The organism is Campylobacter sp. RM12647, assembly GCF_020138135.1.
Classification (GTDB): domain Bacteria; phylum Campylobacterota; class Campylobacteria; order Campylobacterales; family Campylobacteraceae; genus Campylobacter_E.
Genome location: NZ_JACGAS010000004.1, coordinates 1 through 14,573, shown reverse-complemented (window position 1 = coordinate 14,573; position 14,573 = coordinate 1). Strand labels below are relative to the sequence as shown.

General features: G+C 25.9%; 11 protein-coding genes. 8 read left to right on the top strand and 3 right to left on the bottom strand.

The annotated features are described in order from the left end of the window. From AVBRAN12647_RS02435 to AVBRAN12647_RS02425, 3 genes are all read right to left on the bottom strand, one after another. Nucleotides 1-1,272, bottom strand: a complete 1,272-nt coding sequence (locus AVBRAN12647_RS02435; RefSeq protein WP_336609374.1) for a 2-hydroxycarboxylate transporter family protein — start codon at nucleotides 1,270-1,272, stop codon at nucleotides 1-3. Nucleotides 1,273-1,375: 103 nt separating this feature from the next. After that, on the bottom strand, nucleotides 1,376-2,026 hold the full coding sequence (locus AVBRAN12647_RS02430; RefSeq protein ID WP_214118448.1) for a response regulator: 651 nt from the start codon (nucleotides 2,024-2,026) through the stop codon (nucleotides 1,376-1,378). Then, a complete protein-coding gene (locus tag AVBRAN12647_RS02425; RefSeq protein WP_336609373.1) occupies nucleotides 2,019-3,557 on the bottom strand; it encodes a sensor histidine kinase in 1,539 nt (512 codons plus the stop codon). The genes AVBRAN12647_RS02430 and AVBRAN12647_RS02425 overlap by 8 nt, the downstream gene beginning before the upstream one ends. A 61-nt stretch (nucleotides 3,558-3,618) precedes the next feature. Here AVBRAN12647_RS02425 and AVBRAN12647_RS02420 point away from each other — a divergent pair, with 61 nt between their 5' ends. The 8 genes from AVBRAN12647_RS02420 to AVBRAN12647_RS02385 all read left to right on the top strand — a co-directional run. Next, a complete protein-coding gene (locus AVBRAN12647_RS02420; protein ID WP_336614638.1) occupies nucleotides 3,619-4,920 on the top strand; it encodes a triphosphoribosyl-dephospho-CoA synthase in 1,302 nt (433 codons plus the stop codon). A gap of 132 nt (nucleotides 4,921-5,052) precedes the next feature. Beyond that, the gene (locus AVBRAN12647_RS02415) at nucleotides 5,053-6,852 is read left to right on the top strand and encodes a TolC family protein (protein ID WP_336608566.1); all 1,800 of its coding nucleotides are present in this window, start codon (nucleotides 5,053-5,055) and stop codon (nucleotides 6,850-6,852) included. A 3-nt stretch (nucleotides 6,853-6,855) separates the two neighbouring features. Further along, nucleotides 6,856-7,521, top strand: coding sequence for a transglutaminase-like cysteine peptidase (locus AVBRAN12647_RS02410; RefSeq protein ID WP_214120625.1), 666 nt, complete (start codon nucleotides 6,856-6,858; stop codon nucleotides 7,519-7,521). Continuing rightward, the gene (locus AVBRAN12647_RS02405) at nucleotides 7,518-9,410 is read left to right on the top strand and encodes a bifunctional diguanylate cyclase/phosphodiesterase (RefSeq protein ID WP_214118432.1); all 1,893 of its coding nucleotides are present in this window, start codon (nucleotides 7,518-7,520) and stop codon (nucleotides 9,408-9,410) included. Before AVBRAN12647_RS02410 ends, AVBRAN12647_RS02405 begins: the two co-directional genes overlap by 4 nt. Then, on the top strand, nucleotides 9,407-11,542 hold the full coding sequence (locus AVBRAN12647_RS02400) for a type I secretion system permease/ATPase (protein ID WP_239803607.1): 2,136 nt from the start codon (nucleotides 9,407-9,409) through the stop codon (nucleotides 11,540-11,542). The genes AVBRAN12647_RS02405 and AVBRAN12647_RS02400 overlap by 4 nt, the downstream gene beginning before the upstream one ends. Continuing rightward, entirely contained in the window at nucleotides 11,539-12,831 is a 1,293-nt protein-coding gene (locus AVBRAN12647_RS02395) for an HlyD family type I secretion periplasmic adaptor subunit (protein WP_214118428.1), read from the top strand. Before AVBRAN12647_RS02400 ends, AVBRAN12647_RS02395 begins: the two co-directional genes overlap by 4 nt. Continuing rightward, nucleotides 12,831-13,418, top strand: coding sequence for a response regulator transcription factor (locus AVBRAN12647_RS02390; protein WP_214118426.1), 588 nt, complete (start codon nucleotides 12,831-12,833; stop codon nucleotides 13,416-13,418). Before AVBRAN12647_RS02395 ends, AVBRAN12647_RS02390 begins: the two co-directional genes overlap by 1 nt. A gap of 154 nt (nucleotides 13,419-13,572) precedes the next feature. Continuing rightward, nucleotides 13,573-14,573: cache domain-containing protein (locus AVBRAN12647_RS02385; RefSeq protein ID WP_336607021.1), on the top strand; the 1,001-nt coding region annotated here is incomplete at its 3' end.

The following is a 14,573-nucleotide window of genomic DNA, read 5'->3' as shown; positions in this document are numbered from 1 at the left end:
TTAAACTCCAAATTGTGCAAATAAAAATGTAGCAGCTATAACCGTGCAAGCCCCACCAATTCTAGTTGAAATCTGTGCAAATGGCATAAGCTCCATTCTATTACAAGAGCCTAGAATTGCAACATCTCCTGTGCCACCAAGTCCTGAATGACAAACCATAACGCAAGAGCATTCAATCTCAAACATATTTAAAAACTTTGCACAAAAATACCCAGTAAGTGCCATAGTAGTAACTACGCTAAAGCAAATTATTATAAAAGCAATATTAATTGCAGCAATTACATCTTTCCAAGGTGTCCAAATAACTCCAACACCTACTAAAAGAGCCCAAGTTAGGTTTTTGCTTACAAATTGATATATGAAATTAGCTCCGTATTCTAGGCTTTTTGGCATTATGTTTAAAACTTTTGTAATAGCAGCCATAATAATCATAATAATTGGAGCAGGAATTGAAATTATCATATTTAATAATTTTCCTATTAAAAAATAGCATACCGCAACGAGCAAACCAGCACCCATTAATTTAATATCAAAAGGCAAGGTATCGTTATTTAAAGAATTGATATTTTCTTCTTTAGTTTTTACTAAAAGCCCGTTTCCACTTAAATGTGGCTTTTTTAGAGCTAGATTTTTTAAATATCCTGCATAAGCAATTGCAAATAAGTTTCCAAGCATTGCAGCAGGTGCTAGAAGTGCTATTATATTTGATGAATTGGCATTTCCTAAAATTTCTGAATAAGCAACACTTAGTGGGATAATTCCCTCTCCAACTCCGCCACTTAAGATAGGAATTGCTATATAAAATACAGCGTGAGTTCCGCCTATACTAGTAATTGAACCTATTAAATATGCTACTATAATAGCTAAAAAAGTTCCTATAAATAAAGGTATAAACATTTTTAAAAACCCTGCAATTAAAATTGCTCGTTTCATACTTAATATACTTCCAACTACTAAAACGCTTATATAAAGGTATAAGAAATTAGATTGCTTAATGAAAAATGTTATAGCATCTATTGAGTTTTGATTTAATAAACCATAATAAACCATACAAGATGGAACAAAAATGCTTAATATAGCTGGTCCGCCAATATTTTTTAAAATAGGCACTTTCATACCAATTTCGCCAAGCAGTATTCCTAAAATCATAGTAATAGCAAGTCCGCCTACCATATCTTTAGGAAGTTTTCCAAAATAGCAAGTGAAAAATACAATAAGTGCAAATACACAAAATGCGTATAAATTTACACCACCTATTTGTCTTTCTTTCATAAAAACTCCTTTAAAAATAATTTGAGTTTTCATTTTAAGAAGAATTAAGATTTTGTAAATTTAAGTAATTTAAAAAAGCTTTTAAATAATTAAAATAAGTAAATTAGTTTAATTTATAATATATTTGTGGTCTTCCTTTGGCTTTATATTCTAGTTTTGAAGTAATGTAATTAATTTGTTCTAAATAAGTTAGATATTTTCTAAGAGATATTTTAGAAATATTTGTTAGTTTTTCTAATTCATTGACATTAAACCAAGTATTAAATTCTTTTATTTTATCTTTTATAAGAGCTAAAGAATTTTTATCAATTCCTTTTGGTAATTCATCAATTTGTTTATAAAGAGCTTTATCAATATTTTCTTGATTGATTTTGCTATTTAGTAGATTTCTTCTTAACTTATATTGATTTAGCGAGCTTTCAAGCCTATTTTGTTTAAATGGTTTTAGAATATAATCAATTACTCCTAGATTTAAGCTTTTTTGTAAGCTTAAGCTATCATTTCTAGCAGAAATTACAATAATATCAATCTTACTAAACTCACTTTTAATTCTTCTAATAAGCTCAATTCCATCAGTATTTGGCAAGGTTAAATCAAGCAATATTAAATCTATTTCATTACTTAGCAAATAATTTATAGCATCATCTACTTTAGTAAAACAAGCTAGTAATTTAAACTCACTTACTGATAAAAGAATGTTTTTATTAATATCTTGCACCATCAAATCATCTTCAACTATTATTGTCTTAATCATTATTAATCCTTAAAATTACACTAAAAGAGCTTCCATTTTTTAATTTACTAACACTTATTGTTCCATCATAATTAGCAACAATTTTAGCACATAAATAAAGTCCATATCCTCTAAATTCACCCTTAGTAGAATAGCCTTTAGTAAATAAGTTTTCTTTATTTTGAATGCCGCAGCCATTGTCTTTGCATTGAATTTTTAGGTAGTTTTTATTATTTTTTATAAATATTTCTATATTTTTATTTTCTGTATTGCTTAATGCGTCTATTGAATTATTTATTAAATTTGAAAGAATGCTAATAATATCATTTTGTAAATTACTATCATTTAAATTATCTAAAAATGATTTTTTATTAAGATTTATATTGATTTTCAATTCTTTTGCAAAGGCGAATTTGCTTTCGCAAAAAGCTAGGATTACTTTATCATTGATATTGCATAATAATTTATTTAAATTCTCTTTATTTTTTAAAATCAATTCATCACAATAATTTTTTGCTTCATTTATATTATTATTTTCTAATAAGGCATTTATTATGTGAAGTTTGTTTGAGAATTCGTGATGATTTGCTCTTAGGGCTTCGGCGTATTTTTTGACATCTATTAGCTCATTTGCTAATTTTTTAACTTCTTTTATATCTTTAAAAGACGCTACAACTCCTGCTATATTATTATCTATAAAGTATGGAATTCTATTTGTTAAAATTGTGATTTCGTTTAATATTTGCTCTTGATTTAATTCAGCTATTTTTGTATTTAATACTTTTTGCATATTTGAATGTGGGATAATATTGGCATTTTTTCCTATTAAATCATTATCTACTAAGGCTAGTTTAAAAATATCTTTAGCTTTATCATTTATTAAAGTAATGGTGTTTTTATCATCTACTGCAATTATCCCATCATTTAAGGATTGCAAGATAGCGTTTTGTCTTGCAACTAAATTAGCTATTTGTTTTGGTTCATAACCTAATAATATGTTTTTTATATTTTTATTTAGTATTTTTGCTAGTATTAAAATGATTATTATAAAAATAATTATCAAAATAAAATTATATTTATTTTCTTCTAAAATTATTTGATTTAGATAATCTACGAATACTCCAACTATTACAGCACCTATAATTTGATTATCTTTATAAATTGGGCTAAAGCTTCTAATTGAGCGTTTTAAAGAACCTTTTGCTATTGAGATATAATGTCCTTGTCCGTTTAAGACTTGCTTAGCGTCCCCGCCTTCTACTAAAGTGCCTATTAAATCTTTATTAGGGTGGGTTAGTCGCTTTTGATTTTTATCTATTATTACTATGAAATCAAGATTTAATTCTTTACTTAATGTGTTTATATCTTCATTTAAATTAGGATTATTTATATTAATATTTTTTGCTAGAGTTTTTGATATTGCTTCTATTTTATGAGTAATTTCGTTTTCAATTAATTTTTTGCTTTGTATAAAAATAAAAACAGAAGTAATGCTTAAAACTATAAAAGAAATTAAAAAAAATGTTAAAGTAATTTTTGTAAATAATCTCATTTAAAATTCCTAATAGTTTTTTAGATACATTATATTAAAATCATTTAAGGAATTTGAAATTATGCAAAAAGATTTGCTTCAGCTAGTTTTAGAACAAAAAGAAAAGAGATTTAATGCAAGACTTGAATACGAAAATATTTATAAAACCCCTGTAATTTGCTTTAGTCTAAATCTTCCTTATATGTATAAAATAGCTAATATTAGTGAAGTTAAAGAGTTGTTTTTATTCGGAATTAACGAAGCGCTTAGTTTAGGAAATATCATAAATTATAGTGTTAATTTAGATGAATTATTTTGCTTATTTGCGATTGATGATGAAGCTTTAAATATAAAAAAACTCACTATATCTTTAGAAAATAAATATAATTTTTCAAGATTATTTGATTTTGATGTGTATTTTAATAACGAGACAATTAAGTTAAGAAATGCAGGTAGGAAGTGCTTTTTATGTGATGAATTAGCCATAGTTTGTCAAAGAAATAACACTCATACAAAATCTAGCATATATAAAAAAATTGATGAATTATTTGATGATTTTTATGTGCATATTTGCATAAATAAAAGTATTAAAAATAATTTTAGCAAAGCTGCTTTAAAGGCATTATTGTATGAAGTTAGCTTATCTCCTAAAATCGGCTTGGTTGATAGATTTAGTTCAAATTCTCATAATGATATGAACTTTTATACCTTTTTAGATAGCGTAAGTGAATTAAGAGAATATTTTGATAGCTTTTATACTTTAGCAAAATTATCAAAAAGAAATGATTTTATTAGGCTTAAAAAAATAGGTCAAATAGCAGAAAAATCTATGTTTAACGCCACAAATAATATAAATACTCATAAAGGTGCTTTATTTTTGTTTGCGATTATGATTTTTGCTTGTAGCAAAAGTGAAGATGAATTATCGCTTGAAAATATCTCAAAAATTACAAAAGATTTATGTGTAAATCTATGTCAAAATGAATTAAATAATAACCTTAATTCAATCGGTGGGATTTGCTTTCAAAGATTTGGGATTAAGGGGATAAGAGATGAGGTTGAGAAAGGATTTTTAAATACTTTTAAGGCTTTTAAATTCTATCAAGCTTTTGAGATTAAAAATGATATAAGTTTGTTAAAGACTTTATTTTATATCGTATATTTAATAGATGATACGAGTTTAATAAAAAGATTAAATTATAATTATGATAATTATTTACAAGTAAAAAATACTTGCTTAAAACTTAGTAAATATGATGATAGTAAAATAATAAAAATTATTAATAAATTAAATAATTTATACTCAAGTAAAAACATTAGTTTTGGTGGAAGTGCTGATGTTTTATCATTAATAATATTTTTAAATTTTATAAAAATAAAATAATTTTTTAATAATTACTTAAAAATTATATAAGATTAAAATTTTTTATAAAAAAAAGTAAAAAATCTATGGAAATATTAAGTTTAATTAATTAAAGTAATACCTTTAATTTATTTTTAAACTTAAGGAACAATGATGAAAAAAACATTAATCACATCTATTATTGCGGCTAGTTGCTTGCACGCAGCTGAATATAATATATTCATAGCCAGCTTTAAAAAAGACGATTATGCTACATTAAACAAAATAAAATCAAATATTGAAAAAGTTGTTAATAGTAGCAAATACGCTAATGAATTGGTGGTAAAAGCAAGAGCTAGTGACCCACAAAGTGTAAACAATAGCACATATCACACCGTAGTTGTTGAAACTGCTGATATGTCTAAATCAAAAGTAACAGAGATTAGAAACTATCTTCGCTCAAATTCTATCTATAAAGACGCTTATTTTACGACTAGAAAACCAAATGAACCTAAATTTTCTAAGGTTGATAGTGAAGTAGATACTAATTTAAACAATGACGAATTAACTAGCGAACCAGCTGTTGTAGATAATAATTCATCTGTTTCAAGTATGTTAGATAGTTTAGATGAAAAAAATGATAATGGTTTAAATATTCCTGCATTTAACAATGTTGAAGACGCTAATTCAATTACTTTAAATAAAATGATTGCTAGTGTTCTTGATACAAACCCAAGTGTAAATACTTATAAACAAGAATATTTAAAATCTTTAAAAGACTTAGATATAGCAAGTGCTGAATATTATCCAATGTTAAATGTATATGCAAATGGTGGATATGTTAATAAAAAGAAAAAAGTTAATGTACAACCTGAACAAAAAGGAACAGGCACAACTCACGATGCTTCAATAGTTTTAACAGAAAACTTATTTAATGGTGGAAAAGATATGAATGGCAAGGCTCAACAAAGCCACATTACAAATTCTACAGCTTATAAAGTAATTCAAAATTCAAATGAAATCGTATATGATAGCACTAAAGCATATTTAGATATGATAAAAACTAAACTATTACTTGAAATAGCACAAAAAAATGTAAAAGCTCACGAAGATATTTATGCTCTAATCAAAGATAGAACAAGTTCAGGTTTTGCAAGAGCTAGTGAAGAAAGACAAGCAGGAAGCCGTTTAGCACTTGCTAAAAATAACTTATTATCAGCAGAAAACGATTTTAAAGATGCTGAATCAAGATTTACAAGATTATTTGGTAAAAATGTAGATATTAATTCTCTTGTAATGCCAGAATTTACTTATGCAATTCCTAGTTCAGTTGAAGGCTTAAATGAAATTAGTAAAAAATGTAATCCAAGTGTGAGAATTCAAGCTGAAAATATCAATGTGCTTGAATATGAAACAAAGGTTAAAAAAGGAAATTATTTACCTAAATTAGACTTAGAATTAAGTGCAAACTATGCAAAAGATAAAATCTTTAGAGATTTACAAGCAGATACTAAAGATACTTCAGCAGGTGCTTATTTAAGATTTTCATACAACCTATTTAATAAAGGTCAAGATAAGCTAAATGTTGAAAAAAGTAAAATAGGGGCATTAGCAAGTCAAATGGATTATAATGCTACTTTAAGAGAATTAGAAGAAAGCAATTCATACGCATTTAATTCATATAAAATTAGTAATGATAAATTAAATTATTTAAATGATTATGTTGAATACGCTAAATCTACACTTTTAACTTATGAAGATGAATTTAAAATTGGTAAAAGAGATTTAATCAATGTATTAGATGCTCAAAGCGAATATTTTTCAGCTGCTAAAGAATTAATTAATACAAAGAGCAATATTTTATTAACCCAATACAAAATGCTTGATAATATGGGTGTAATTTCTGAAGGTTTTGTTAATGGTTATGCAAAACAATACATTAATAAAGCTTGCTCAATCTCTGATATTAAGTAATTGATGTATAGTAGAATTTTTAAAAGAGTGATTTTATTCACTCTTTTTATCGGTATTAGTTTATCTAGTTCTTCGTTCATTAAACCACAAACTTATGTTAGAATGGAGAAGACTTACGGACAAGTTAGTGTTAAAAGACTTGAAAAACTAGATAAGCTAATGCAAGATATACAAAATACAAATGATGCAAATAAATTAGTAAAAGTTAATGAATTTTTTAATGACCCAAGTATTATAAAATGGCAAGATGATATGATAACTTGGGGTAAGACTGATTATTGGGCTAATAGATTTGAATCGCTTGGAAAGGGTTTTGGAGATTGCGAAGATTTCGTAATCGCAAAATATCTTACTTTACTTGATTTAGGAGTTAGTGAAGAAAAATTATTTTTTACATACGTATATGCTAATTTAAATGGCAAATGGATTTCTCATATGGTTTTAGCATATTATGAAAAACCTAACGATATTCCTTTTATTTTAGATAGTAATACAAATTCAATTAAAAGAGCAAATAAAAGAGTTGATTTAAAGCCTGTGTTATCGTTTAATGCTAAAGACTTATTTTTAGCACAACAAGCATCAAGCGGTAAATTATCGGCAAAATCTTCAAAATATACAAAAGATTGGTCTAGTTATTTAGAGAATTTAAAAAAGGGTGATTTATGACTTTATTTAAGCAAATTTTATTAGGTGCTATAGTTTTTATATTAATTATAATAGCTATTGTTGGTGTTAAAAACTATCAAACTACAAATGATTTTATAAACGAGCAATTAAGTGCAAATGCAAAGCATACAGCAACTTCACTAGGATTATCAATTGCTACTTTAGATAATGTTGATAAAGATAGCGTTGAGCTTATGATTAATGCTATTTTTGATAGTGGATATTATCAAGAAATTAAATTCACTGACGCAAATGATGAGATAGTTTATGATAAAAGTAAAGAAAAAGTATTTTATGGAGTTAGTGATTTATTTGTAAAACTTGTAAATATTAGCACTCCTGTTGAGAGTTTTGAGATTAGACAATGGAATAAAATAGGCACTATTTATGTGCAAATTAGCCCTGCATTTGCTTACGAGCAACTTTATACAACCCTTAAAGAATTGTTTATTAATTTAGTGATTATTTTTATAGTTTCTATGATTTTAATTTATTTTTCACTAAAAGCGATTTTAGCACCACTAAATAAGGTTAGAAAACAAGCAGAAGCTATACTTGAACACGAGTTTATAATACAAAATAAACTACCATTTACCCAAGAAGTTAGAAAAATGGTAATGGCAATGAACTCAATGGTAGGTAAGGTTAAAGATATATTTGATAAAGAGAGTGAAACACTAGATAAATACAATGATTTGCTTTATAAAGATGAAAGAACTAAGCTATTTAATAGAAGATATTTTATAAATAAATTTGAATCAATTAAAAGTAGGGAAGAATATTCAAATGGATATTGCTTTTTATTAAGTATTAAAGAAACTTATAATCTAAAAAAGATTTTAGGTTTTAATAAATCTATGGAATTTTTAGGAAGATTATCAGATATTTTAAGAGATAATGATAAGGTTTTTGATAGTGAATGTGTGTTTTCAATTAATGAAAATGATTTCGCTGTTTTAGGCGAGAATTCTTTAGGTTTTGAAGAAAACTGCGTAAATTATCTAAATAAAATAAAAGATTTATTTAAAGAATTTGGACTTGATGATAGTGAGTTTTTAATAAGCAGTTCTTTAAGTTCTTATGAAGGAAAAAAGCTAAATGAAATTCTTGCTGAACTAGACTTATTGTTAATTAAAAATAAGACTAATTATTCTTTAAACAAATCAAATAATTCTGATAATATTATCTTAGGTAAAGAGCAATTTAGAACATTTATTTATAACGCTATGAATAATAATGATTTTTGTTTTGCTAGCCAAGAAGTTTTAGATACTGATAATAATGTATATCATAAAGAATTATATTTGAGATTAAAATATAAAAATGAATTAAAAAATGCTTCTTATTTTATGCCTATTGTAAATGAGCTTAATTTATCAAAAGAATTAGATATTTATGTATTAAGTAAGGCTTTAAGTGAAGAATTTAAATCAGGAATTTCTGTAAATATTTCAAATGATTTAATAAAAGCAGAAAATTATCAAAAATTAGAAAAAATATTCAAAACTAGAAAAAATGAAAAAGTTTATTTAGAACTTGCTATGAGTAAGGAATTAAATATTAGAAATCTTATTGAGTTTTCAAGATTTGCTAAGACTTATGATATAGCTTTAGGGCTTGACCATTTTACTTTAAACAAAGAAAACTTAAGTATTTTAAATGAATTAAATATTTCTTATATTAAAGTTCAGGCAAGAACATTGCTTGATTTATTAGAAGATGTTAATGCTAGTGGGGCTAAAAATGCTTTAGAAATTATCTTAAATTCAAAAGGAATAAAAATAATTGCAATAGGTATAGAAGATGAAGAAACTTACAACAAAATAAAAGAATTAAATATTAATTTAGTTCAAGGAAATTACACAAGTAAAGTTAAGGAAGAAATATGATAAATACAAAAACAGATGAATTGCTAGATTGTCTAGTTATTCTTACTAAGCTTTATAACAATCCTTATAGTGCCGAAGCACTTACGGCTGGGTTGCCTTATGATAAAAATTTAGGCGGTATAGAGCTATTTTCAAAAAATAATAAAAAATCTCTTTTTAGTAGAGCTGCAAAAAGAGCTGGTTTTGCTAGCACATTAGTGAAAAAAGATTTAAAAGATATTCCTAATTTAGTATTGCCTTGTATTTTAATGCTAAAAGACCAAAAAGCATGTATTTTACAAAGTTTTCAAGATAATGATAAATTAAGTATTATTTTTCCAGGATTTGATGGTGCAGCTACATTGGTTAGCAAAGCAGAAATTGAAGAAGAATATTTAGGCTATGCTTTTTATTTAAAAAGAGAATTTGTTATTAAAAATGAAATAAATAATCTTAAAAATAACCCTAATGAGCATTGGTTTTGGGATACGCTTAAAAAATCAAAATCAATTTATGTAGATGTTTTACTAGCTTCATTTATCATAAACTTATTTGTTTTAGCAGGTCCGCTTTTTACAATGAATGTTTATGATAGGGTTGTGCCTAATAATGCAATTGAGACTTTATGGGTTTTAGCTTTAGGAGTATTTGTTGTTTATACAATTGATATGATTATTAAATTAGTTAGAGCTTATTTTTTAGAAACAGCTTCAAAAAAGAGCGATATTATTATGAGCTCATTAATTTATGAAAGAGTGTTGGATATTAAATTAAGTTCTAGACCTGCTAGTGTTGGTTCTTTTGCACAAAATCTAAAAGAATTTGATACGCTTAAAAGTTTTTTTGCAAATGCTAGTATTGCTGCTATTGTGGATTTGCCATTTTGTATAATATTTTTAGCAACAATTTATTTTCTAGCAGGGCATTTAGTAGTAGTTCCTGTTGTTGTGATGATACTTATTTTAATTTATACATTTAGTATTAGAAAACCTTTACAAACTTCAATAGAAAGCACATATCAAGCAAGTGCATTTAAAAATGGTGTTTTAATTGAGAGTTTAAATACACTTGAGACAATTAAGACTTTAGGTGCAGCATCTTCTTCTCAATGGATATACGAAGAAGCAACAGGAGAAATTGCTAATAAAAGTATAAAAAATAAATTATTATCTAGTTCTATTCCTATGGTTACAGGGTTTTTAGTTCAATTTAACACTATTGCTATTGTTGTATTAGGTGTTTATATGATTAAGGATATGGAGCTTAGTATGGGTGGTCTTGTTGCTAGTGTGATTTTAAGTTCTCGTGCAATATCTCCTATGGGTCAGGTAGCTTCTCTTATATCAAATTACGAGCAGACTAAAACAGCTTATAAGAGCCTTAATGATATTATGAATATGCCAGTAGAGCGTGAAAATGGCAAAAAATTCGTAAGAAGAAATAATTTCTTAGGTGGTATTGAGTTTAAAAATGTTTCATTTGCTTATCCAGAAGCTAAAAAAGAATCTTTAAGTGATGTTAGCTTTAAGATTAATGCTGGAGAAAAAGTTGCAATTATTGGTAAAAATGGTAGTGGAAAAACAACTATAGAAAAATTAATTATGGGACTTTATGAGCCAAGTAAAGGCAGTATTCATGTAGATGGTATTGATATTGAGCAAATTGACCCAGTGGATTTAAGAGAACATATTGGTTATGTTTCTCAAGATATTATGCTATTTAAAGGCACTTTAAGAGAAAATATAGTTTATAAAGCACCTTATGCAAGTGATGAAGAAATTATAAAAGCTGCAAATATTTCTTGCGTTAGTGAATTTGTAAATTCTCACCCACTTGGATTTGATATGCCTGTTTATGAGCGTGGAGAAGGTATAAGTGGGGGTCAAAGACAAGCTATTGCAATATCAAGAGCGTTTATAACAAATACACCTATTATGCTATTAGATGAGCCAACAAATCAAATAGATACTCAAACAGAAGCAAAAGTTATAAATAATTTAAAAGAAGCTTGCAAAGATAAAACATTAATAGTAATTACTCATAAACAATCACTTCTTAATCTAGTTGATAGAATAATTGTAATTGATAATGCTAAGGTAGTTTTAGATGGAAGTAAAGAAGAAGTTTTAGCAAAGTTAGGAGCTAGTAAATGAAAAACTATACAAAAGATGATTTAGATTTTATGAATAGCTTATCACAAGCTGTATTATCAAAAAGCTCTCAAAAAACAAAAACTATGCTTTATATAATTATTACTTGTGTAATTGGTTTGATTGCTTGGATGAGTGTAGCAGAGATTGATGAGATTACAAGGGGGCAGGGCAAGGTAGTGCCTAGTGGTCAAAATCAAGTAGTTCAAAACCTAGAAGGTGGTATAGTTCAAGAATTATTAGTAAGAGAAGGTGATGTTGTAAAAAAAGGTCAAGTATTACTTAAGATTGATAATAAAAGTTTTGAGAGTTCTTTAGGCGAGAGTGAAGTAAAAATTAGTGAGCTTTTGGCTAAAAAAATTAGGCTTTTTGCTCAAGCAAATAGTAAAGAATTTGATATTAGTATTTTAAGCGAAGATGAAGTAAATAAAATTTTCCCACAGACTTTAAAAAACGAACAAAGTTTATATGAGAGTAATATAGAGCAATTAAAAGAAAAAATTTCTCAAAAAGAAAGCGAAATAAAGGAACTAAAATCAAAAATCAACCATTTAAGCACGAGTTATAATTTAGTATCTAAACAAAATGATTTGACTTATAGTCTTTATAAAAAAGGTAGTGTGAGTGAAGTTGAATATTTACAAATTAGCAGACAATTAAATGATATTAGGGGTGAATTATCTCAAGCAAGATTATCGCTACCTAAATTAGAAGCTACATTAAATGAAATAAGATTAGGTTTTATTAATGATTCTAAAAAAGAACTAAATGAAACAAATGCTGAAATTGCTAGAATTAATAAAAGTCAAATAGGTCTTGATGATAGGGTTGATAGAACCTTAGTAAAAAGCCCTGTAAATGGTATAGTTTCAAAGCTTAATGTTCATACTGTTTCAGGAGTAATCAAGCCAGGTGAAAATATAGCTGAAATAGTTCCACTTGATGATAGATTGATTGCTGAAGTTAAGGTTAAACCTGCTGATGTGGCATTTTTAAGAGAAGGTTTAAGAGCTATTATTAAGGTAAGTGCTTATGATTTTAGTATTTATGGCGGACTTGAAGGACAAGTTATGCAAATTAGTGCCGATACAGAAACCAATGATAAAGGAGAGAGTTTTTATTTAGTAAAAATCGTAACAGAAAAAAATCATCTAGGAACAGATGAACACCCACTAAATATCAAAGTGGGTATGATAGTAAATGCTGATATTGTTACTGGTAAAAAGACTATATTAGATTATTTATTAAAACCAATATTTAAAACCAAACAAAATGCTTTAAGGGAAAGATAATGCAAATAATTATAAATGTAGAAGATAAAGAGCTAAGAACTTATTTAGAAGAAATATTGAATGATTTTAATGTATATTCAACAAATTATTTAGATGTAATAATAGCTAAATACAAAGATGCTAATGTTATAATTTGCGATAATATTGATAGTATAAAAGAATTATCAAAATATAATTTTAAATGTCTAGCTATATCAAAAAATCCAAATTTTATAGAATCTCAAGCGTTTTTAAATGGCAATGCTAAAGGGTATGCAAACGCAAGAATGCAAAAAATTCACTTTATAGATGCAATTAATTGTATTAGTAATGGCGGTATATGGTTATTGCCTGATATTATTAGTAATATGATAAGTCTTATTAATCAAAGCTATAAACAAGATAATAATGATTTATATGAATTATTAACTGATAGAGAAAAAGTAGTTGCAAATTATATAAAAGATGGATTAAACAACGCACAAATTGCTAATATTTTGCAACTTAGCGAAAGAACTATAAAGGCTATAACTTCAACTATTTATCAAAAAGTAGGGGTTAAGAATAGAATTCAATTCGTAATGGCTTTAAAAAATATTGATAAATAAATATAAAGTCCTATTTTAAATTCTTGTTTAAAATAGGATTAAAATTGTATTCTTTTAGTTAATATTTTTAATTAATAATTATTATTACTTAAGTTTTATTTAACTTTGTTTATTTATACTACGCCTTTTTAAATTATTACAAAAAAGGATTTAAATGAAACTATCACAAAAAATTTCCATATATCTTACCGCAGTTTTAATAATTGCATCAGTAATTTTAACTTCATACGAATTAAATAGAGTTAAAACTATTATTAATTCAAATTACAATGAATTAAATAGAAATGATATAACTTTAAAGAATTTATATATAAATTCTTATATAGATGTAAAATTAAATAATATTAAAAAAATTGCTAAAAAATTTGAAGAAGCAAAAGATGTAAGCCCAAATTTTATTAAGCAAATAATAGAAGATGATAATAAGATTTTAGATTTTAAAGGTTTATTTGTAGGTTTAACAAATGGCGATGTTTATAAGGCTGAATCTGATTTAACTTTTAGATTAATCCCTAATTTTGATGGTAGAACTAGAGCTTGGTATAAAGAAGCTTTAGAATTAAAGCAAGCAAATTTATCTTCAGTATATCAAGATGTTTCAAGTAAAAAATCAGCCACAACTATTTTTGCACCTGTAGTAATTGATAATAAAATAGTAGCTGTTGTTGGTGGTAATATTTTAATTGATGATTTTAGCGATGAGATTACTAGAGCAAATTCTTTAAAAAATTCTAGCACGATAATTCTGGATAAAAATGATGAGATTATTTCAAGTTCTAATAAAGATGATTTAGGAAATCCTGAATGGAAAAAAGAATTTGTAAGTAAATTACAAAATTATTATAAAAATGATAATAGTGGTAATTTTATATTTAATAAAAATGATAAAGAATATATAGCTTATTGTTTAGAAGATAAATTAACAGGATATGATGTTTGCTCAATTATGCCAAAGGCAAATATTGATGATACTATTCACAATAGTATGATGAATTCGATTTATGAGTTTATAATATTTATTATTGTAGTTATAGGAATTTTATACTATTTAATCAAAAAATCTTTAAATCCTATGATTGCTATGCAAAATGGTTTAACTGAATTTTTTGAATTTTTAAATTATGAAAAAAATGATGCTAATAAAATCGCAATCAC

Coding starts and splice junctions, on each gene's coding strand:
- AVBRAN12647_RS02435 (WP_336609374.1), bottom strand. CDS start 1,272: ATGAAAGAAAGACAAATAGGTGGTGTAAATTTATACGCATTTTGTGTA.
- AVBRAN12647_RS02430 (WP_214118448.1), bottom strand. CDS start 2,026: ATGATTAAGACAATAATAGTTGAAGATGATTTGATGGTGCAAGATATT.
- AVBRAN12647_RS02425 (WP_336609373.1), bottom strand. CDS start 3,557: ATGAGATTATTTACAAAAATTACTTTAACATTTTTTTTAATTTCTTTT.
- AVBRAN12647_RS02420 (WP_336614638.1), top strand. CDS start 3,619: ATGCAAAAAGATTTGCTTCAGCTAGTTTTAGAACAAAAAGAAAAGAGA.
- AVBRAN12647_RS02415 (WP_336608566.1), top strand. CDS start 5,053: ATGAAAAAAACATTAATCACATCTATTATTGCGGCTAGTTGCTTGCAC.
- AVBRAN12647_RS02410 (WP_214120625.1), top strand. CDS start 6,856: ATGTATAGTAGAATTTTTAAAAGAGTGATTTTATTCACTCTTTTTATC.
- AVBRAN12647_RS02405 (WP_214118432.1), top strand. CDS start 7,518: ATGACTTTATTTAAGCAAATTTTATTAGGTGCTATAGTTTTTATATTA.
- AVBRAN12647_RS02400 (WP_239803607.1), top strand. CDS start 9,407: ATGATAAATACAAAAACAGATGAATTGCTAGATTGTCTAGTTATTCTT.
- AVBRAN12647_RS02395 (WP_214118428.1), top strand. CDS start 11,539: ATGAAAAACTATACAAAAGATGATTTAGATTTTATGAATAGCTTATCA.
- AVBRAN12647_RS02390 (WP_214118426.1), top strand. CDS start 12,831: ATGCAAATAATTATAAATGTAGAAGATAAAGAGCTAAGAACTTATTTA.